The 20,771-nt window shown below is 45.6% G+C and carries 17 protein-coding genes, 1 pseudogene and 1 riboswitch; of the genes and pseudogenes, 7 read left to right on the top strand and 11 right to left on the bottom strand.

Annotated features, from left to right (window positions below):
• Positions 1–84 precede the first annotated feature (84 nt).
• The 5 genes from RS891_RS15700 to RS891_RS15680 form a co-directional block, all read right to left on the bottom strand.
• Positions 85–1,770, bottom strand: a complete 1,686-nt coding sequence (locus RS891_RS15700) for a hypothetical protein (protein ID WP_258530736.1) — start codon at positions 1,768–1,770, stop codon at positions 85–87.
• Between the two features lie 204 nt (positions 1,771–1,974).
• Positions 1,975–2,724: an SDR family NAD(P)-dependent oxidoreductase gene (locus RS891_RS15695; RefSeq protein WP_315796334.1), complete on the bottom strand. Its 750-nt coding sequence runs from the start codon at positions 2,722–2,724 to the stop codon at positions 1,975–1,977.
• 183 nt (positions 2,725–2,907) lie between these two features.
• On the bottom strand, positions 2,908–3,300 hold the full coding sequence (locus tag RS891_RS15690; protein ID WP_062319566.1) for a DUF2500 domain-containing protein: 393 nt from the start codon (positions 3,298–3,300) through the stop codon (positions 2,908–2,910).
• Positions 3,301–3,602: 302 nt separating this feature from the next.
• The gene (locus RS891_RS15685) at positions 3,603–3,812 is read right to left on the bottom strand and encodes a hypothetical protein (RefSeq protein WP_146752149.1); all 210 of its coding nucleotides are present in this window, start codon (positions 3,810–3,812) and stop codon (positions 3,603–3,605) included.
• 135 nt (positions 3,813–3,947) lie between these two features.
• Positions 3,948–5,225, bottom strand: a complete 1,278-nt coding sequence (locus tag RS891_RS15680; protein WP_181586675.1) for a WD40/YVTN/BNR-like repeat-containing protein — start codon at positions 5,223–5,225, stop codon at positions 3,948–3,950.
• Positions 5,226–5,537: 312 nt separating this feature from the next.
• Between RS891_RS15680 and RS891_RS15675 the strand changes: the two genes are divergently transcribed.
• Positions 5,538–6,467: an L-lactate dehydrogenase gene (locus tag RS891_RS15675; RefSeq protein WP_090898036.1), complete on the top strand. Its 930-nt coding sequence runs from the start codon at positions 5,538–5,540 to the stop codon at positions 6,465–6,467.
• A 396-nt stretch (positions 6,468–6,863) separates the two neighbouring features.
• Here the strand turns inward: RS891_RS15675 and RS891_RS15670 are convergent, their stop codons facing one another.
• The 5 genes and pseudogenes from RS891_RS15670 to RS891_RS15650 all read right to left on the bottom strand — a co-directional run bounded on the left by RS891_RS15670 (position 6,864) and on the right by RS891_RS15650 (position 13,350).
• Positions 6,864–7,796: a tyrosine-type recombinase/integrase gene (locus RS891_RS15670; RefSeq protein WP_113054702.1), complete on the bottom strand. Its 933-nt coding sequence runs from the start codon at positions 7,794–7,796 to the stop codon at positions 6,864–6,866.
• Positions 7,797–7,823: 27 nt separating this feature from the next.
• Positions 7,824–8,897, bottom strand: coding sequence for a hypothetical protein (locus RS891_RS15665; RefSeq protein WP_315796059.1), 1,074 nt, complete (start codon positions 8,895–8,897; stop codon positions 7,824–7,826).
• Between the two features lie 319 nt (positions 8,898–9,216).
• Positions 9,217–10,656 (bottom strand): branched-chain amino acid transporter BcaP, encoded by a 1,440-nt coding sequence (locus RS891_RS15660; protein WP_113054704.1) that lies wholly within the window; start codon positions 10,654–10,656, stop codon positions 9,217–9,219.
• Between the two features lie 554 nt (positions 10,657–11,210).
• A pseudogene (locus tag RS891_RS15655) lies at positions 11,211–12,587 on the bottom strand (amidohydrolase family protein).
• Positions 12,588–12,789: 202 nt separating this feature from the next.
• Positions 12,790–13,350: a CGNR zinc finger domain-containing protein gene (locus RS891_RS15650; RefSeq protein ID WP_315796057.1), complete on the bottom strand. Its 561-nt coding sequence runs from the start codon at positions 13,348–13,350 to the stop codon at positions 12,790–12,792.
• 136 nt (positions 13,351–13,486) lie between these two features.
• On the opposite strand from RS891_RS15650, the gene RS891_RS15645 reads away from it, so the two are divergent.
• From RS891_RS15645 to RS891_RS15620, 6 genes are all read left to right on the top strand, one after another.
• A complete protein-coding gene (locus tag RS891_RS15645; RefSeq protein ID WP_315796056.1) occupies positions 13,487–13,984 on the top strand; it encodes a DinB family protein in 498 nt (165 codons plus the stop codon).
• An 84-nt stretch (positions 13,985–14,068) separates the two neighbouring features.
• Positions 14,069–14,220, top strand: a riboswitch (FMN riboswitch).
• 144 nt (positions 14,221–14,364) lie between these two features.
• On the top strand, positions 14,365–15,345 hold the full coding sequence (locus RS891_RS15640) for a DMT family transporter (protein WP_315796054.1): 981 nt from the start codon (positions 14,365–14,367) through the stop codon (positions 15,343–15,345).
• Positions 15,346–15,482: 137 nt separating this feature from the next.
• Positions 15,483–16,988, top strand: a complete 1,506-nt coding sequence (locus RS891_RS15635; RefSeq protein WP_315796053.1) for an amidase — start codon at positions 15,483–15,485, stop codon at positions 16,986–16,988.
• A 118-nt stretch (positions 16,989–17,106) separates the two neighbouring features.
• Positions 17,107–17,730, top strand: coding sequence for a DUF1989 domain-containing protein (locus tag RS891_RS15630; protein WP_315796051.1), 624 nt, complete (start codon positions 17,107–17,109; stop codon positions 17,728–17,730).
• Between the two features lie 111 nt (positions 17,731–17,841).
• Positions 17,842–18,468, top strand: a complete 627-nt coding sequence (locus tag RS891_RS15625; RefSeq protein WP_113054710.1) for a LysE family transporter — start codon at positions 17,842–17,844, stop codon at positions 18,466–18,468.
• An 83-nt stretch (positions 18,469–18,551) separates the two neighbouring features.
• Positions 18,552–19,313: a YqcI/YcgG family protein gene (locus RS891_RS15620; RefSeq protein WP_113054711.1), complete on the top strand. Its 762-nt coding sequence runs from the start codon at positions 18,552–18,554 to the stop codon at positions 19,311–19,313.
• Between the two features lie 18 nt (positions 19,314–19,331).
• On the opposite strand, the gene RS891_RS15615 is transcribed toward RS891_RS15620, so the two are convergent.
• Positions 19,332–20,678 (bottom strand): amino acid permease, encoded by a 1,347-nt coding sequence (locus RS891_RS15615; protein ID WP_315796048.1) that lies wholly within the window; start codon positions 20,676–20,678, stop codon positions 19,332–19,334.
• Between the last annotated feature and the right edge of the window lie 93 nt (positions 20,679–20,771).

Here is a 20,771-nt window from a genome sequence, read left to right as displayed (position 1 = left end):
TTATTTTTTTACCGTAAAAAAAATCCCGGAACCTCACCCTAAGTGAAGTCCCGAGACATAACATTTCCTATATAACCTGCCTATTCAGGGCTTGGCTTGAATCCAATAATCGTAAGCATGTACGATATTACCTTTGTAGGCTTTATACTCACTTAACAGATCGGGAAGCAGTGCCAGCTGACGCTCCATCTCCGCTGCGCCCTTATCATAAAATGAAATATGCCTACCTTCAAAATTCTCTTTCATCTCCACCGAGATCAAGAGTGGCTTGCCCAAACGATCCGCAATTTTCATTTCCTGACTGACGACGTCGGCAATTCCATTGGAGCCTTCAGCAATGTTACGGAATGCCATCAGCGATATGTGATCCAGTGTTGTGATCATGTATTCACTGACAGACATGTCCCTTCCTGGTAACGGATACGTATCCAGCCAAACGGCCAGATCGGCACTCGTTTCCAGATCACTGTCCTTTTTCGTCTCTTCATGGAAATAAGCAATATTGGCAGCCCATTCAGTCAGCAGCGTATCCCGATCATTTTCCCATTCAGGTAAGGTATATGGTTCAATATCGAGATGGATTCCCTTAAAACGTTCATCCGGTTCAGACTCAGCGTTATAATTTTTTACATAATCAATCAAGCGTTGTATCCGTGGCCGATTTTCCTTTTTCCCCCAGATTGGATGGCCGCCCATGGCATGAACCTCAATACCTTGAGCCTGTGCGCGCTTCACAAAACTGCGATAGCTGGAGTATGGCTGATCCAAATCAAGCCGGACGTATAACCAATTAATGTTTTGCTCTTTGGCGAATTCCAGAATATGATCTCCACCGTCATTTGTAACTTGAGAAGCCTGCCAGATATAGGTTCCCCTGATTTCCGGTTGATTGGATGGATTCTCTGGTAATGGTACTTCCTCTGGCTCCAGCTGCCCCCAGTACACGATGTCATGCACAGCTGAACCTGCGTAGGAAGCATGATCCGAGAATGCAGATGCCACTTCCCTTATGACACTCTCCAATTGTGCTGCACCTTTTCCGGCAAAAGTAGTGAACTCTTCCCCAGGCATCGGCTTGGTATTTACGCCAACGGTAACAGATACATCTCTGGCGTCCGCCCATATCATTTCCTGTTCTACCAAACGTATAATTCCATTATTTCCTTGCGCGCTGTCACGGTAAGCGAGCAGCGTAATATGATCAAATTGTCCGATAAACCAGTGTGACAACGACTCGTTATCCGCATCGTCAGTAATTCTGCTACCCGTCACAGTATAAGAATCTAGCCAAAAAGGCAAGTCGACATTCACTTCAACCGCACCAGCCTGTTTCACCTGTTCCAGCAAGAGCTTCATATTGACAACCCAGGATTGGACCAGCGGTTTGGCATCTTCTTTCCACTGTGGCAATACATAAGGTTTGATATCCAGATGAATGGCGTCAAATCGCTCTTCCGGTTTAGCAGCCAAGTTATAATTGCTCACCCAGGACGCCAGTTTGAGCATTGGACCTTCACGACCACTCACTGCCCATGAAGGATCTCCGCCCAGAGCTTCAACTGCAATTCCAGCCTTGCTGGCTTTGGATATAAACGTATGATAGACCTCCTCTGACAGATTCATATCTACATTCACATACAGTCTGTTAATCTTATGTTTAGCTGCATTTTCCAGCAGCTCATTTCCTCCATCACTGACAGACTTGGCCTGCCATACCCAGGCTGCTCGTATATCTGCGTCAGCTTCCGCAGTAGATTCAAAGCCTGTCATTATAATCCCTCCAATCAGCAGTAATAGCCAAAACACTTTCCGGGATGAGTTCCCGAACATAATCTCCCTCCATTCCTGTACTGTGGTAAAATCACATTTATTATAGCAACCGAGTTATCAAAAACAAATAAGCCCAAGTGCTTAACTTGGGCTTATTTCTGCTATGTTTTCAAAAGTTTACAATTGACCGGAGAAATCCCGGTACTAGTCCTCATATATCATTTTTCGGGTCATGCCTCCATCAATAATCAGGTTGGTCCCTGTGACAAAGGTATTGCTCGGATCGGACAAATATAAACAAGCGCGGGAGATATCTGAAGGAACACCCACACGTCCTGCCGGATGCTGTTCATGGTCCTCTGGCTTCAATTTTTCAACATTGCCTGTCTCAATCCATCCCGGACTGATACAATTGACCCGAATTTTGTCCTTACCCAAGGATACAGCCATGGCATGCGTCAATGCCACGATAGCTCCCTTCGAAGCAGCATAAGCCTCTGTTTCTGGCTCTGACATAAACGCACGTGTTGAGGCCATGTTCACAATCGCTCCGCCATTTTCGTTGTGCTTCATATGTTTGGCCGCTTCCCGGCTTGCGAGAAAGCAACTTCGCACATTGGTATTGAGTATATCGTCCCACTCTTCCAGCGTTAGCTCATAGGGAGATTTCCATCTGGAGACACCCGCATTGTTTATAAGTACATCAATCTGTTTGAATTCATCCATTGTCTTTTGAATGAGGTTCGTTATATCCTTCTCTTGACGTACATCACATTGGACAAAGATGGCTTCTCCGCCTTCATTGCGAATCGAAGCTGCTGCAGCAGCCCCTTCCGCTTCCTCATGGTCTGCAAGTACGACTTTAGCCCCTGCAACCGCATAGGCCTCAGCTACACTTCGACCGATTCCTTTGGCTGCTCCCGTCACAACCACGACTTGATCTGTAAATGACATCATCATTTCCTCCTCTATTGGGATGGTCCATTCATCACATAAGTCTACATCAACTCACCGAATATGAACCATAAATTGAATAAAGTCTCTTCTTATATACAAACACGTTAGCCCCATTAAGAAACGCTTGTCCGTAAAAGAAATTAAAAAAAGCTTACGCCACTATGGCGCAAGCCAGCCGGTTTATCCGCGTACACGTTCTGAATACAAACGATTGTAGCGTTCAAAGCCTACATAACGCGTTCCCTTGAAAGAGAGTCGACCTTCATCTCCCTCGGCGCACAAACCGTACTCATCACCATTCACTTTGAATTCGAGCCGATCCCCGCTCTCCACTTCAAAAGTAATGTAATAAAGCGTACGGGCTGTACTTCCTGGTTCGGAGTGCGACTGACTCATCTGCATTCTCCTGCTGGTAATCCGTGAAGGTACGGTAAGCAGAGGCTCTGAGTTATTGCGCCCCCATCTCCATACTTCTTTCCCTACCGACAGAAGAACAATACCTATAATCAGGACAAATACTACCGGAAAGACGGTTCCAAAAAAATCAAACATCCAGGATGATTCAATGCCCATGTCTCTCCCCTCCGTTCATCAAACCTAGGACAGCCGGAGTCTTGACCCGTCTTCTGTAATATATATGCGCTTGAACAGGGAAATTGTTATTTCGGATTCAAATTGGTTTTTCTGTTGGTTGTAATTTTTCCAAATGATCTATATCAGACTTAAATGCATTTTCCATGCTAACGAACCTTAAAAAGTAAAAATCCTGAATTGACCTTATTTGTATCCAGATGCGATTTATAAATCACAATAAAAAAATGCCCCCAATCTGGAGGCAATATATTGCTATAAGCTACATGTTATCTGCTCGTTTGTTAAGCGTACATCATATCCATATATCCGCGTGTAACTTCTCCGCCATCCGTCTGCTCCGGCTCATCAGCCTGTGCGTACTTCGCCATGCATGCTTTGACTTCTTCCTCAGTAGTGCAACGGTTGGCATCATCACATGTGTAGCATAATTGGAGCATGTATCTGGTTAACTCGTCCGCCTGCGTGAATTGAGCTTGTTCATTCGTTCTCATGTTCATCACTCCCATCTCTTCTTGAATTCAATATAACATCATTTGAAGGGATTTATTGTGATTTAATTCACAAAGTAATTAAAATGAAAAGAAACCCGGAGGTTCCTCTTCTAAACACGTTATATTCAACCGCAATTACAGTACTTTCCACCGTACACCGCCGTCTACGGTTTGCAGCAACAGCGATCTTTTGGCATCCGTATTTTCGACCAAAATCCAGCCCAGTTTCGAAGAAACCATTTGGAGCTTGACGATTTCAGGATACTCTTTGAGAATGTTTTCCAACACTTCACTTACAGGAAGTGCCTTCCAGGTTTTACCGGCATCTTTGGTGTAATAAGTCTTGCCTTTCTGCATGACCCAACCTTCCAAAGAGTTCAGAAATGTAGGAGTCAGACCGCGATTGATTCCGGTTTGTTTATTCAGACTGAACGTTGATAACTGCCAACTCTCTCCACCATTGGTAGTGAAAAATCCGTTAAATTTGGTACTCTCCCCCTGAGAACAGGATATCGACATCCAAGCTGTTTTAGCTTCCCGACCAAAAAATTGTGGGGAGCTGATGTTGAAATTACCACATCCATTAAATTTATTTCGGTCAAAAAACGAAGGTCCCACCTTCCAGTGTTGGCCACCGTCCGCTGTAACGTACAATTTCGGCGTACCGAACTCTAGAGCGGTCAAGAACCCGTGATCCGAGTCCGAGAAAGTCATCCCAGTTGAATATCCCCGTGTGGGGATCTCTGCAGATGCTGGTTTGCCGTCCTCGTCACTGGAAGTCATCTGATTCCATGTAATGCCACCATCTTCGGTAAGATACAGTTTTTTGTCTTGCTTGCCAATGGAAGTATCCACTGTGGTCAATATCCAGCCCTTTTCAGGAGAAACAAATGTAATGGCCGTCACCTTATCCGTCTTCGACAAGGAGGACAGACTCCAGCTCGCTCCTCCGTTGTTCGTGCGCAGTACCATTGTATCTGTTCCGCCCATCCCTTCACGAACAATCCATCCATGTGTACTATCTACAAAATAAATGCTTTGTCCATATTGCGGATTAGCTGGAAACTGGACATTTTCAGAAGGTGAGATGTTGATCCAGGTACTTCCCTGATCCTGAGTATAATACAGACGCAAGGCGTTCCGCGTCACGCCCCATGCTAATCCACCGTTACCGTTAAGCAACTGGAAATCAGTTAAACGGGTCTGAATTTGATATTTAGCTGTATCCGCAGCTTGTGTACTGTTTGCGGGAGGAACAACAGTTAATGTTTGGCCCATATTCCCGTTATCTTCTTGCTCCTGTGGCGGTTCTGCCACCGGGGGCTCTCCCGAATCGGTGCAAGCCGCCAGCAGAGCAGCTATACCGATAGACAGCAACACTGTCTGCGCGATTTTGATCCATTGCGAACGCAAGTGGTTTCCACCTCTCTCATCCAATAAGCAGGCGCGCATGCCTGTCCATTCATGTTGTTTTTACGATTCATCTGAATCCACTGCTCCTATTCTACCACAAACGATGTCGAAAAGGCTCATCTCCACTCTCTGGAAGCAAACAGCGATCTTTTTACTGTATCTGTTTCTTCTGTGGAACATAAACCAGGGTTTCGACGAAACCTTCCGCAAAAAGACATGAAATGTGAAAAAGTTTATAGACATCGCTCGCTTTTCACACGCTTATCCCTTAATATGGATGGAAGTATACCCCAAAAAGGAGAGGATATGAAAATGGTAAACAGTGCAGCGCTCAAACCAAGTCGTGTCGTTATTGTAGGCATGGGTGCGGTGGGAACAACAACGGGATACACGCTGATGTTAAGACAGCGTTCGTCCGAGTTGGTATTTGTGGATGTGAATCATGATAAGGCTACCGGCGAAATGCTGGATATGAACCACGGTCTCCCATTTACCGGAGGTGTTAAAGTATGGGCAGGCGATTACTCTGACTGCAAAGACGCAGACATTATTATTATTACTGCGGGTGCTTCCCAAAAACCAGGAGAGACTCGCATTGATCTGCTGAAGAAAAATGCAAGCATTTTCAAAGAAATCATTGAACGTATTACTGAAGTTAATTCCCATGGTATTCTTTTGATTGCAACGAATCCTGTAGATATTTTGTCCTATACTTCTTGGAAACAAAGCGGTTGGCCCGCTTCTCGCGTAATTGGTTCTGGTACGTTACTGGACAGCGCACGTTTCCGTTACCTTATTGGTAAAAACAAAGGAATCGACCCACGCAGTATTCACGCGCATATTATCGGGGAGCATGGTGATTCCGAAGTACCAGTATGGAGTCTTGCCAACGTTGCAGGAACGAATCTGGAGCTGGATGAAGAAACACAGCAGGATATCTTCGACCGGACCAAAAATGCAGCTTATGAGATTATTAATGCCAAAGGAGCCACTTCGTATGCAATTGCGCTCGCTTTGGACCGTATTGTCGCTGCCATTCTGGGCAATGAAGGCTCTGTACTGAACGTTTCCACATTGCTGGAAGATTACAATGGCGTATCCGATGTATATCTGGGTGTTCCATGTGTGGTTGACCGCAACGGCGTGCGCGAGATTCTTCCCCTTCCTTTGAATGAGACGGAGAAAGTCGCTTTCCAGGCCTCTGCCAACAAATTGAAAGAGCAGATTGCCGGACTGGAGTAAATCCTGGTGTTGGACCAATCACGTTTTATCATGAGCAAAATCGTTAAGTTTGTATAACTAAAGGACCACCTGTAACTTCCTTAAGAGGATACGGGTGGTCCTTTAGTCTTGTAAATAGCTTACACTGTTGTATATCGTTAAGTTTCAATTCAATCTCTGGCTAGTTTATCACCCTATTTCTTATGAACAAGAAAAGCAAACATTGATTATATAATTTTAAGTTAACATAATAATTATTCCGTTAATATCACGAGATTATTTTATAATTTCTGATCCCCTCTCATACTTCCATTAAATGTATTATTGCTGCTCTATCATCAAAATGCAAAAAACCTGTCATTTTGGACAGGTTTCTCTACCATTACTTGCTTCTATTATATAAATGAAGCTTCTCTTTTACATATCAGCCACAAATGCGGGAAGTTTGACATCCAGTAAGGCCATCGCTTCTTCCTTCTCGCGGCTGGTTACATGGGTGTACACCGTGGTGGTTTGAATGGAGGAGTGACCCAACAGCTCCTGAACCGTTCGCAGATCTGCTCCGCGTCTAAGCATCATGGTTGCGAATGAGTGACGCAGTTTATGACTGGAATAGTTCACACGCTGATTGGAGGCTGATTCCTGTTGAAAACGTTCGAAGGTTTCAGTCGATATAAGCTGAATACTGCGAATCGACAATCGTTTCCCCTTTTGTGAGACGAATAATGCCTCTTCCTTCGCCCGCCATGGATCCAGCCGCTCCTGAAGAGCCTGCGATAACAGTTCGGCAACGGTCTCAGGTACAGGCAATGTACGCCATTTCCGGCCCTTACCGAATACATCCAACGTGCGCCGATCCACATTATAGTCTTTGCAGTTCAAGGCATGCACCTCTCCAACCCGCAACCCCATATATCCCATGAGTAGAAAAATAGCCAGATTTCGTGTACGATACTTGCCCTCGACCGATTGCAAAAATCGTTCCAAACCGCTTTCGTCAAGAAAGACGGGGGCCCGATTTTGCTCGGTTTTGGATTTCTTGATTCCGAAAGCGGGGTTATTGGTCACCAATTCAAGCTCAATCAATGACTTGTAAAAACAGTTAACCGCTGCGTGTTTCCGATTCCGCGTCGAGTCACTGACCCCTCTTTCCCGAGCTCGGGACAAGAAGGATAACACATGAAGTTTTTTGACCTGCTCCAGTGACTTTCCATGAATAGAGACGAGAAATTCAGCAACGTCACCTGTATATGATTTTACCGTATGTCCCGTGTACCCTGCATCTTTCATCCATATATGAAAAGCTTCAAGCTCATCAGCGTATTGCTCCTGAATCTCTTCAGTCATCATCTGTGTTTGTCACCACACTTCTATTTATTAGTCTACTATAATGACGTCGATTAGTGGGATGATCGCTTCGGGTTTTCCCTCACTGCGGGTGAGTAAAAATGAAGGCAGTGGATTTTCGTGCAGTCCATTCACTGATTCACAGATCTGAACAAACAAGTCCATACGCAAGGTCTCACCTTCACCCGCAACATCAATTACAGGCCATGTTTTCTCTGTACAGGATGGCCAGTAAGCCAATTCGTTTACCGGCACGATACTTAATTGTTTAATTTCAGGATGCACACGGTATATTCCCGTGGTCTGAGGTTTATCACCCAGCTTGTCTACCGAAATTATAGTTCTCGAATGTTCATCTGGAGCCGAATATATCGAATAACACCATGGTGTTACTCCCCAGGCAATCGCCATGAGACCTTCCTCCAGCAAGGTATCCGATAGATCACCCTCACTGAATTGTTCAATCAGATTATGGTTTCCAGAACCGATCAGATCTTCTACACGTCTCGCCATACGAGACAGATCTGCGAGAATAAAGCCACCACTGCCGTAGGAGTCAAACACATGATTATCCCGTGTCCACACCGTTTCAAGCGCTGTATTCATCTGCGAAGCTTCGGCTGGAAACAGACATATCGCTACAGTTACCACCTGAGCATATTTCACCATGGCATGCTGCTCGGGCTCCAGTGGCCCCTCCGCGATGCGGGGTGTTTTGACGTGCAGTGAAATTCGCAGCTCGTACTCCCCTTCTGCAAAGTCTCTCAAATCCAATACGATCGGATGATCTATTCCTTCAATGGGAGTGAGCGAGCATGTACTGTCTGGTCGCAGGGTAACTGTATATTGTGAGAATCCCAGCTCCTCCCCATATATGATAATGGTATCTTGCCGAACTGGCGGTGTATCCATATGCTGCGCAACAACCGATACTTTGCGTCCATCCTTCAAAAGGCGCTGCGGATCAATGTCCAATACAAATTCGTTTGTGTCTTCTGGATGTGAAAGGATTAGCTTCGTCTCGGCAAGTACGGCTGAGTCAGCCAATGCAAAACCGAAATTCGAATTTTGGTGATGTTGATTGGTATGTAATGGTGTGTTCATGATACATCCCCTCTCCTATGTCTGATGGCATGTCACACCCCCAAATATATGTTATATTTGCCCTGACCGCAACCCCGGTTCCACTCACAAGGACAGATGTATTACTTATTAGATACCCATATATAACCTTAAATATTACCATTTTTTTCATAACACACGAACTGCTCTCACAAAAAAAAGCCCCATACCACGCCGTTTTGGCGATGCGGTATGAGACTGTGGAGTTGACTCTATTAACGTATAGCTCCAATGTTACAAATTAATTTAATTTACTAACCTTTTAAGATATCTCTACAATGTAGGGCATCTGCTATGGTAGCTATTTTCCCTTTATTGTTCTGAACGTGTCCGATATGCGGCGTGCCGGATTCAAATGGCTGTGATGACGTCCGTAGGCAAAGTAGATGATTAAACCAATAATTAACCAACCAAAGAACGTGATCCAGGTCAGAGCCGCAAGACGTGTCATGAGATACATACAGCCAACAGCGCTGAGAATAGGAATCAGTGGAACCAAAGGCACGCGGAATCCCCTTTTCAGTTCGGGGTTGTTTTTCCGCAATACGATAATCCCCAGACTCACAACCGCGAAAGCAAACAGTGTTCCGATGTTGGTTAACTCTGCCAGATGGCCAAGTGATATGAAACCTGAGAATAAAGCGACGATGATCCCAGCAACCCAAGTTCCCGTAGCGGGTGTTTGGCTTTTGCCACTGACTTTGGAGAATACCGGAGACAAGAGTCCGTCCCGTGACATGGAATAAAGCAAACGTGTCTGACCATACATCATTACAAGTAATACCGTGGTAATTCCCGTAATCGCTCCAAGCGAAACAATCCAGGACAATCCTTTCAACTGAACAAATTCAAAGGCAAAGGCAACCGGATCGCTCACATTCAACATGTGAAAAGGTACCATCCCTGTCAGGATCAACGATACAACGATGTAAAGCACGGTACAGATCGCAAGGGAGGCAATGATACCGATTGGCAAGTCCCGTTGAGGACGTTTCACTTCTTCCGCAGCCGTAGAGACCGCATCGAAACCAATGTAAGCAAAAAATACTGTTGCCGCCCCTGCGGTTACCCCGGAGATGCCAAATGGAAGAAATGGTTTCCAGTTATCCGGCTCCACATAGAACACACCCACACCGATGAAGATCAGAACAACGATAATTTTAATCGCTACCATGATTCCGTTGGCACGAGCAGCCTCTTTCACTCCACGGGTGAGCAGGAATGTAATGATTAACGTGATCGCTGCTGCGGTGATATCAAAATAGGTCCCCTTTTCAGGACTAAATGCACTGGTGAGTGCATGGGGTAATTGCAACCCAAATCCGGACAATAACGTTTGAAAATATCCAGACCAACCGCTAGCAACAGCCGCACTTGCAAATCCATACTCCAGAATAAGATCCCATCCGAGAATCCAGGCAATGACTTCGCCAAAAGCGGTATAGCTATATGTATACGCACTTCCTGAAGCAGGCACACTGGATGCAAACTCCGAGTAACACAATGCAGCGAAGGCACAGATAATACCTGCCAGCAGAAAAGACAGTACCAAACCGGGGCCTGCATATTTTGCAGCAGCAACGCCTGTGAGTACAAAGATACCCGTACCGATGATTGCTCCTACCCCGAGAGTCATCAGATCAAATGGGCCAAGCACCCTTTTCAACATGTTGCTTTCGTTATCTCCGGTGGCTATCGGCTTTTTTCTAAACAGGGAAGATCGATTCTGGTTTTGATTCATACACAGTTTCCTCTCGTATTGAAAATGATGATTGTATCCCTAAACTTCTAATATTTTTTTTGGTTCATCTGTTCTATGAAAAAGCCCTTTGTTCTATCTTACCTATCAACTACAAAAATCTATCGATTTCTACACTTTGTCGCGTTGCTTTGTTAAATTTATTTCGGGATGATGGTATATTTTGTTCATTCCAGACGAAAATTATCATGATCTGTTGGACAGGGGTGATTATGAAAATCGTTTTAAATCAAAACTGCGTATAATTTATATTATGCGCAGTTTTTTAACAGCTTTTTTCTTCAGCAAAACATCATAAATCCGTTGTTACATGCAATTGTGCAAATACAGTGCCTTTTCGCCTCTTTTTGTTGCTAAATCCTTGTTTCCCCTGCCATGTTGCACGATAAAAAGGTACGCCAAAGAGCCGCATATCCCTATGCGGCCCATCACTTGTTACGCTATTAGATCTAAGAGAAATATATGAGACAGATGAGAACACTCTCACTTTCCATTCATTATGAGAATCGCTCTTTCACTCACATGGATCATCACACTTATGAAAATACAATTCGCTCTGCATCCGACATGCGATATTGAGATAGCAGATATTCTTTGCTGTCCAAAGCCTTCCGCCGGACCTCATTCAGATCGACATGCAGCAGCTTACCTTCGCGCTTCACCGGACGACCTGCTACAAATACAGTATCCACATTAGATGGATTGGCAAATTGAACGACGGCTCCAACCGGATCATGCACCGGGAACAAGTTAAGGTCGGTAGTTCGGATCATAATCAGATCCGCTTCTTTACCTGGCGTAAGTGTACCAATCTTCTGTTCAAGTCCCAGAGCCTTCGCCCCAGCAGAAGTTGCAAATCTCAACACTTGACTGGATTGCAGATTAAGCTCACCTGGCATTTCACCCTGCAGCAAAAGTTGTTCATTTTCCCGGGAACGTTCAGCTTGAAGTGCAAATTTCATCTGGGAGAACATATCTCCACCCGTTGATGTTACAACATCGACTCCCAGGGTTGGAGTTCCTCCATTTTCAAGAAAGTACCCTGTTGCCGGGTACCCGTGTCCCATCATCATCTCTACTTCCGGTGTGACGGACAGCGAGGCCCCGCTGTCGGCCAACATTTTATATTCATCCGTATCCATCGTATTTCCGTGTACGACGTTCAGACTTGGGCTCAGCAAACCAGCCTCATACATTTTACTTATCGATCGATCTACAGATCCCCAGCTTCCAAAGCCGACATGCATTCAACATATCGCATCCAGCTCTTGGGCAAGCTGAATTTCCTTCACCGCGGTATCCCAATGGCTGAACTCCGGACCACGAATAGCAAGGCCGAACGTAAGCAGCTGATCCCGTGAGGAAAAATACTGTTCCTTGACTCTTCTCACATCATTCGAATACGTCAGCTGGCTCTCTCTGTTCCAGTAGGGCGTCTCACCTGGTAGACCATAAGCGAAAACCGACCGAATACCCGCATCTTGAAGTCCACGAATCAGTTCATCCGTGTGCTCCGAGGAATACGGCATACTCCAGTCAAGCACCGTGGTCACCCCTGCATTAAGCGCTTCCAATGAACCCAACAAATTGGCGATATAGCTGTCTTGTGGCCGGAGTTTACTTCCCATCGCTCCATAATAGAGATTTTGCAGATAGACCGGCAGTGACCAGTTGGTTCCCGCTGTTTTTACAAGTGACTCCCATACATGCCGATGCGTATCTACAAGTCCAGGGAGTATAATCATTTCCGATGCATCTATAACTTCCGCTTCAATACAATTCAGGTCGGGCTGGATGGCAGTTATAAGAGAATCCTCAATGAGAACGTCTGCCCGTCTATACTGACCCACCGACGAATCCATAGACAATACACAACCATTTTTCAGTAGATAACTTGTCCCCACAAGACACATCTCCAATCATTGTTTTTTTGGATTTACGCTTGAATCCCGGATGTTAATCTCTGACTGAATTACTAACTGAATTATTTTAAGTTCATATATATTATATAGCAGTTATTGGGAACATGCAATTTCTGGATTTCATATTTTCTTTCTAGTATTTTCCTGTCTATAACAACAAAGTACAGCAAATCACACTTTCTGTGCGTACATCTTACTCTTGCTGCTGATCCTTCTTCTGTTTTGCCCGAAATCTTCTAACCTTCATTAAATTACCGCACATCTTGTCATCACAATATTTCTGAGTTCTGCTACGCGTATCGTCATAGAAAATCCAGCGACAATCCGCATTATCACAGATACGTATCCTTCTCCCATCCCCTTCAACCAATGTGTTGGCAAAATCGGCCGCGACCTCTGCCATGACCTGTTGCCATTGACTTCCTACAGGAATAAGTGAAAGTTTCAGTCCCTCATCTCCAGTGTTCAATCTTCTTATGACTTGACCTTTCTCCATTATGCCGTTAAGCCATTCCTTGTCTTTGTCCGATAATGTATTACCATCAGATAAACGAGTTGCAAGCGCCTGCAATTCATTTCTGAAGTTTCTCAAGGCTCCATGCTCTTCTGAAGAAGCAGGTACCAATGCGTTCAGTTGCCATTGTTTGAGGAATGCCTGCTGCCATTGAGCTTTACCAAGCCTGTCCTCTGAACGATTTCCGCCACGCCAGTCATGGTAATCACTGTTCACATAATCAGTCCATAGTCTATCCATATATACCTCCGCTAAATTGTAACGTTCTAATGGTGAAAAAGATAGTTACAACCACTCCTGTTTGGGTTATATTAATTGTAACCACATTTAAGCACTTTAGCTAGTTACCACGAAATTATTTTAGGGAGGAAAATCGATGACTACAACAGTAACAGAACTATTGCTCATTCAGAAAGATGACACCTGGGATCAATGTAACTGGATTGTGCCTTTATCCAAGGCACTCGAAGGACTTACTGCTGAACAGGCAGCCTGGGTTCCATCATCCGGTGGATTAAGCATCTGGCAGTTGGCTAACCATATGTATTACTATAATTATCGTTTGATGAGTCGCATTCAGGGCAAAACACCCTCCGGTACACCTGCCGAAAACAATGAATCCACCTTCGGTGATCCCGGCGACCCTTCCGATACCACTGGCTGGAATACACTTATGCAACATACAACACAATTAGCCGGACAGCTTCGTGATCAACTAGCTTCATTGGAAGAATCCGATCTTGAAGCTCCATATATGGATACGGATGAAAAATGGGCTCATGAACTAGCTCGCTGGGTACTACACGATGCGTATCATGCAGGCCAGATTGTATTACTACGCAGACAACAAGGGAGCTGGAATATCATATTCTAAAAAAAACACTTGAACTGCTAGCGCTTACAGGAATAAGATGGACTTATTAATGTTACAGCTTGTTCAATACACAATATAATTGAATAGGATCTTCGGGGTAGGGTGCAATTCCCAACCGGCGGTGATGTTCTTCGGAACCAGCCCGCGACTCGCTGTTTGACCCGATGTAGGGATTCAGCGACTGACTTGGTGTGACTCCAAGGCCGACGGTACAGTCCGGATGAGAGAAGATCAACACATTGACATGCCGTTACGGAAAGGCTTATTTTCGTACGACATGTTTATGATTGAGCCCCCGTTTATTTGGTGTATACCAAAACGGGGGCTTTTGTCGATTTTGCCAACTGAAGATTCCGTGTTCTGACGAAGGAGTCCTGAATATGGAAAAGACCCAATCTGCATCAACAGCTTACCGCAAGGAACGAAGCAATACCGGATTCTGGCTCGTCGTGCTCGGCGCCGCCTTTTGGGGTGTAGATCCACTGTTTCGTATTATTTTGCTCAAAACGATGACCTCCACTCAGATTGTACTGGTGGAACATATTATTGTCAGCCTTGTGGCAATTCCCGTGTTGTGGAAGTTCCGGGCTGATCTGAAAAACCTGCGTGCACGCCACTGGATTGCCGTGATTTTTATCTCCTGGGGAGGATCTGCTCTCGCCACGGTCTTATTCACCCTGGCGCTGACACATAACGATCCCAACACCGTTTTGTTATTGCAGAAGATGCAGCCGCTATTTGCGATTGTTCTGGCTAAGCTTTTGCTGAAAGAAACATTGCCTCGCCGCTTCGGCGGACTGTTTATCATTGCACTTGCAGGAACATACCTGCTCACGTTCGGATTCACTCTTCCCATTGGCAACTGGGACAATTGGGTTCATGCAGGCAGCCTGTTATCACTGGGTGCAGCTGCATTGTGGGGCGGTTCAACGGTTATGGGACGGCTGATGCTGGGGCAAACCCGTTATGAAACGGTCACCTCCCTGCGCTTTGTCGTAGCCTTGCCGCTGCTGATCTTTATGACGTGGAACGAAGGTGCTGCCTGGACATTCCCTTCCGCTACAGGTGAACAGGCGGCTGTAGCACTTAATATTCTGGGTCAGGCATTACTGCCAGGGTTACTGAGTCTTCTCTTATATTACAAAGGGCTCTCTTCCACCAAAGCCTCAGTCGCAACGCTCGCAGAACTGAGCTTCCCGATGGCCGGTGTACTGGTAAACTGGATTGCATTCCGTACATTAATTACATGGGAGCAACTGGTGGGCTTCATCCTCATCTGGATTGCGCTATTCGCTATCTCCAAACAGCAAGAACGCTCAGCGAGTCCGGCTGATGCTGCACCGAAGCTTCGTACGAATTGAAATTGTATATAAACGCAAATCAATTAAGGCACTGCACATCCTTAGAGATGTATAGTGCCTTTTGTCTTTTTACTATTCCGATGGTACGATGACTTAGGGAATAATAGATCAAGTTAATTTAGAGAGGAACGATCATCATGTCTTCATCTTCATCATTTTCATATACATCTTACGATGCCATAGGTTTGGCTGAATTGGTTCGCGCTCGGGAGATATCTCCTGTCGAATTGCTTGAAGCGGCTTATGCTCGCCTGGAAGAAGTGAACCCGCAGCTCAATGCAGTCATTCGTACATATGAAACACGCGCTCGCCAGGAAGCAAGTATGGTTCATCCGGGAGAGCAACCCTTTGCCGGCGTGCCCTTGTTATTGAAAGATATCTCTCAATCCCTGGAAGGTGAAATTCTCACCTCAGGTTCCCACCTTCTCCGTGAGCATCGTTCACAACGGAATTCCAATTTCGTTTCCCGTCTGCGCGATGCAGGCTTCATTATCATTGGACATACCAATACGCCGGAATTTGGCCTGAAAAACATTACCGAACCCCGTCTTCACGGTCCAACTCGAAATCCATGGAATACGAATCACTCACCAGGCGGTTCAAGTGGCGGTGCCGCTGCCGCAGTAGCCTCGGGTATTGTCCCCATTGCAGGAGCAAGTGACGGCGGCGGTTCCATCCGAATTCCTGCTTCATTCAGCGGCTTGTTCGGACTCAAACCTACACGTGGACGGACACCTGTTGGACCAGGGGTTGGCCGTCAGTGGCAGGGTGCTTCGATTGATTTTGCCTTGTCCCGTTCCGTTCGCGACAGCGCTGCTTTACTGGATACATTGCAAGTGATTCAACCGGAAGCTGCGTTTCATGCTCCCCTCTTCCCAGGCAGCTATCTGGCTGATATGAACTACCCTCATCAACGCAAACTGAGAGTTGCTTACACGACAGCTTCGCCTGTAGGTACACCAGTGAGTGAAGAAGCCAAACAAGCTGTATATAAGACAGTCCGCTGGCTGGAAGAACAAGGTCATGAGGTTGAAGAAAAACTAAGTCCGGTGAATGGTGTCAAATTAATGGAGAACTATTACATGATGAACAGCGGCGAAATGGCGGCGATGATCTCTTCGATGGAACGTTCTATGGGTAGAGCATTAACCTCTGATGATATGGAGATCGAGTCTTGGGTTCTGGCTGAGGCCGGCAAAAAAGTATCCGCTGCCGAATTCGTACATAGTTTGGCCGAATGGGATGTTGCCGCAGCTCAGATGTCTACGTTGTTTGAACGGTATGATTTTTATGTCACACCCGTCAATGCTTTTTCCGCTCCCAAGATTGGAGAATTGACACCTCATGATGAACAGATTCAGTATTTGATGCGCATTAGTGATTTGGACAAGATCCAGCAGCAACAGTTGATTTATGAGATGTTTGAACCAAGTCTTACCTACACACCGTTCACTCAGCTCGCGAATCTGACAGGTCAACCAGCCATGAGTGTTCCTGTTCACCTGACTCCTGAAGGCCTGCCCATGGGTGTACAAATTATGGCAACGAAAGGCCGTGAAGACTGGTTGCTTCATCTGGCTGGTCAGCTGGAAACATCCGAACTATGGGTCGGCATGCAGGGTAATCCACTGTTTCCAGTATAAACTCTGATTACAATCTATATCATTTTCAATGTGAGCCGGAGCCGTATGTTTGCCAAAATGCATGAAAGCCATGTCAGCTCCGCATACTGAAAGCAAAAACAGCGGAGGAATGTGACGAATGAATATGAATACAACGGAACGCCACAAACAGTCTGTTCGCATCCCGGCCAAAACGGGTTATGCCGTTAAGGTAAATAAGGGTTCATTAATTCGGGTGACCGATTTGGAGGGGCAGCAGGTCGTTGATTTTGTTGCATATGATGCTCAAAATGCCAATAATCGACTAGACCCAGGTGTAACGATGGACGTACTGCGGTCCTACCGGATCAAACCAGGACAAACCGTGTATTCCAATCAATATCAGCCGTTGCTTAAGATCGTTCGTGACACGGTTGGTGTTCATGATTTTTTCAACTCCGCCTGTCGTCCGGAAATGTATGAAGTTTTATACGATAAAAAGGATCATGCCAGCTGCTATCATAACCTAAATCAGGCTCTTGAACCGTTCGGGATCTTGCCGCCGGATCAGCATTATCCGTTTAATCTGTTTATGAAATCGGTTGTAGATGATCTTGGCAAGATTGACGTTGTAGCTCCAGATTCGCGCGCCGGTGACTATGTGGAGATGGAGGCACTGACCGATCTGATTATCGGTTTATCCGCCTGCCCATGTGAAGAGAGCTCATGCAACGGATTTCATTGCACAGCCATTCAGCTGGATGTAGAATCCATGGCAGATTAAGCGACGCACAGCTTGTTCTAATTTGCTCCAGTCGGGAATACGATGACTTGTACCCATATGGTCTGACTTACCGGTACAATTCGTCGAACCCGTTAAGGAGTGAACGCGTACATGTCTGTACTGTTTAGTTATATTATTCTGGGAATCTCACTATCAGCTCCAATTGGTCCGATCAATGCCGCTCAGTTGGATCGCGGAGCCCGCCATGGATTTATGCATGCCTGGATTTTGGGACTTGGTGCCATGTTTGCAGATTTGGTGTACATGCTTCTGATCTACTTTGGAGTTGCTCATTTTCTGGACACGCCGTTCATGCGCTCGTTTCTTTGGTCATTTGGCAGCTTTATTCTGGTGTATACCGGTGTGGAAACACTGTCCAAGTTAAAAGACGGCATTCAGGCCTCTTCTACAGCAGAAGCGAGGGTTGGGAAATCTTTTGTCTCTGGCTTTCTCATGGCCCTGTCCAATCCCCTGAATATTCTATTCTGGCTCGGCATTTACGGCTCTATTCTCGCTACAACCGTGAAGCATACCGATACCGCTCATCTGCTAATATACAGTTCTGGTATTTTCATAGGCATCCTTGTATGGGATGTCATCATGGCTGGCATGGCCAGTCGATTCCATAAACGCAGCAACGAAACCGTTTTGCGTTGGATCTCCATCATCTCGGGTATCTGCCTGATTGGTTTTGGCCTGTACTTCGGGCTTGAAGCTGTACGATCTATCTTTTTCTAACTTAAAAACTACACTGGACAGTCACCCAACACCATCCGCATTAATACGTTAACGGTATCATGTGGAATGGAGTTGGGGAATCAATGGCAGAGCTGTACAGTGCCGATGAAATAAATGCATCATTCAAAGGCCTGCCCGAATGGCAGCAGGACGCGTATTCAAAATTTTCCAATATGATTGCAGATGAGGATAATACGTATCCTTGTGTACCTGGACGTATGGGTTTTCTCTCAGGACATCTGAGATATGGATTCACAAGGGATCCACGTACACAAGCTTCTGCTGAAGACATGGCGGAATTACTTCGTCAATATGGTCCCATTTCTCGGGATACGGGACATTATGCTTCTTTGGTTGTCATTTGCGATACAACAGATGATTTGAGAAACAACACTACGGTAGAGCAGTATCAGTCCTTGTTCTGGGAGATGCTTAACCGGGTAAGCTCACTCGATACCGCCTCTTGGCCTGAACATATTTCAACTGATCCGCATGAAGCGACATGGGAATTTTGCTTTGGCGGGGAGCCTTACTTTTGTTTCTGTGCCACTCCCGCGCACGAGCTTAGAGCCAGCAGGCACTTCCCCTATCTTATGTTTGCTTTTCAACCACGATGGGTGTTTGAATCGATTAATGACAACACACCTCTTGGCCGGAAAATGAAAACTTTGATCCGCAAGCGGTTAGCAGCCTATGATGCCATTCCTGCTCATCCTTCCCTCATGTGGTATGGACAGCAGGATAACCTGGAATGGAAACAATATTTCCTGCCCGATGACGAGCAGACCCCTTCCAAGTGCCCATTCATGCGCATGAAGCAAGCCATTAGCAAAATGACAAAATAGCTTATACGAGACACCCTTTCAAGTCTTTGATGGTTCAGTGGTTGGAGATGGTCGCGGTTTTCGTACTTTGTTTACAATGTAAGTGATCAAGGCTATCAATACAACAAGACCTATACTGGCCAGCAGACCTCTTCTGCTGGCTTTTTCCATAGCCGTGCCAGCTACTGCTGCAAGTATAAGGACCATGGCGATCCATACTTTGATCCGATTCCAACTCGTTGGCTTCATTTTCTTGATATACGTGATGCAAATCAAAAGCCAGGTATACATTAATACCAAGCTGCCTGCGGTTGTTACATATTCGAATAGGCTCTTAGGCATCCATAATGCCAGGAGAGTAGAAAGGATTAATCCGGCCGCAGTGCATCCTAATGCATACAGGGGCATGCTCTTTTTTCCCCAAGTCTTCGTAAACATCTTCGGTGCATCTCCGTCCTCACCCAATTTAACCAGCATGGATGTAATCGCATAGATTGATGCAACCATCGTGGAGAATCCAGCGATTATCAAAATTCCGTTGAGAATATGAACCACGACCGTAAACCCAATCGATGACATCGCTTTGACGAGAGGACTCTCATCTGGTGTTAACTTAGCAGCGGGGACCAGTAGCAGGATCAAGGCAATCGCCACAACATACAGCGTACTGACGGTTAACAACATCACTCTTCCTGACTTCACAGCGTCCTTAGGTTCTTTCAGCTTGGCTGCCATTAAACCCATGACCTCAATCCCAGCAAAGGCAAAAAAAGCATAAATAAACCCGGTCCACACGCCTTTTATTTTGTGAGGGAACCATTCATTCGTTATTTTCTGCGGTGTAATCTTTACATTTAACCAGCCAAGACAAGCCGCTGCTGCAATCCCGATAAAAGCAACCGTTGCAGCTAGCTTGATTACGGCGAGCACATTCTCCGTTTGGGTTAACCCTTTGGCTCCCAATGCGGCGATGAACAATCCAATGCATGCATATACCGCAACGAACACCCATAATGGAAACTTGGGAAACCAAAATTGAGAGAACAATCCCAGCGCCGTTAATGAACTCCCCATGATCAGCATTTCGGAAGACCAATACATCCATCCACTTCCAAAACCGGCCCATGGGCCGAACGCTTCCCCGGCATATGTTCGGAAAGCCCCTTCCTTCGGATCTTCTGCCGTCATCTGAGCCAATGCTCCAAAAACAAAGTAGGTCCCTGCAGCAGCCAGCACCAAAAGTACAAGCACGGATAAACCGGACCAATGAATAGCCAGACTTGTTCCGAGGAAAAATCCGGTTCCTAGCGTACATCCTGCTCCAAATAAGGAAAGACTAATCCAGCTCAGTTTATCTTCTTCTTTTTGATGCACATGACTTTTCATATGTATCCTCCTTCATGCGTACCCCATTACGGTTTACATATGATGGATTTTTTATGTCATTAAAGTAAAAAAGAAAATGAAACTGACAATATA

Origin of the sequence: Paenibacillus sp. BIC5C1, assembly GCF_032399705.1 — a bacterium.
GTDB classification, from domain to species: Bacteria; Bacillota; Bacilli; order Paenibacillales; family Paenibacillaceae; genus Paenibacillus; species Paenibacillus taichungensis_A.
This window is presented reverse-complemented; position numbering and strand designations above follow the sequence as displayed.

Excerpts from the sequence above, each read along its gene's own strand:
- RS891_RS15670 (WP_113054702.1), bottom strand. The coding sequence starts at position 7,796 with ATGATGACTGAAGAGATTCAGGAGCAATACGCTGATGAGCTTGAAGCT.
- RS891_RS15645 (WP_315796056.1), top strand. The coding sequence starts at position 13,487 with ATGACTACAACAGTAACAGAACTATTGCTCATTCAGAAAGATGACACC.
- RS891_RS15695 (WP_315796334.1), bottom strand. The coding sequence starts at position 2,724 with ATGTCATTTACAGATCAAGTCGTGGTTGTGACGGGAGCAGCCAAAGGA.
- RS891_RS15700 (WP_258530736.1), bottom strand. The coding sequence starts at position 1,770 with ATGACAGGCTTTGAATCTACTGCGGAAGCTGACGCAGATATACGAGCA.
- RS891_RS15625 (WP_113054710.1), top strand. The coding sequence starts at position 17,842 with ATGTCTGTACTGTTTAGTTATATTATTCTGGGAATCTCACTATCAGCT.
- RS891_RS15620 (WP_113054711.1), top strand. The coding sequence starts at position 18,552 with ATGGCAGAGCTGTACAGTGCCGATGAAATAAATGCATCATTCAAAGGC.
- RS891_RS15690 (WP_062319566.1), bottom strand. The coding sequence starts at position 3,300 with ATGGGCATTGAATCATCCTGGATGTTTGATTTTTTTGGAACCGTCTTT.
- RS891_RS15640 (WP_315796054.1), top strand. The coding sequence starts at position 14,365 with ATGGAAAAGACCCAATCTGCATCAACAGCTTACCGCAAGGAACGAAGC.
- RS891_RS15660 (WP_113054704.1), bottom strand. The coding sequence starts at position 10,656 with ATGAATCAAAACCAGAATCGATCTTCCCTGTTTAGAAAAAAGCCGATA.
- RS891_RS15685 (WP_146752149.1), bottom strand. The coding sequence starts at position 3,812 with ATGAGAACGAATGAACAAGCTCAATTCACGCAGGCGGACGAGTTAACC.
- RS891_RS15665 (WP_315796059.1), bottom strand. The coding sequence starts at position 8,897 with ATGAACACACCATTACATACCAATCAACATCACCAAAATTCGAATTTC.
- RS891_RS15615 (WP_315796048.1), bottom strand. The coding sequence starts at position 20,678 with ATGAAAAGTCATGTGCATCAAAAAGAAGAAGATAAACTGAGCTGGATT.
- RS891_RS15650 (WP_315796057.1), bottom strand. The coding sequence starts at position 13,350 with ATGGATAGACTATGGACTGATTATGTGAACAGTGATTACCATGACTGG.
- RS891_RS15675 (WP_090898036.1), top strand. The coding sequence starts at position 5,538 with ATGGTAAACAGTGCAGCGCTCAAACCAAGTCGTGTCGTTATTGTAGGC.
- RS891_RS15630 (WP_315796051.1), top strand. The coding sequence starts at position 17,107 with ATGAATATGAATACAACGGAACGCCACAAACAGTCTGTTCGCATCCCG.
- RS891_RS15635 (WP_315796053.1), top strand. The coding sequence starts at position 15,483 with ATGTCTTCATCTTCATCATTTTCATATACATCTTACGATGCCATAGGT.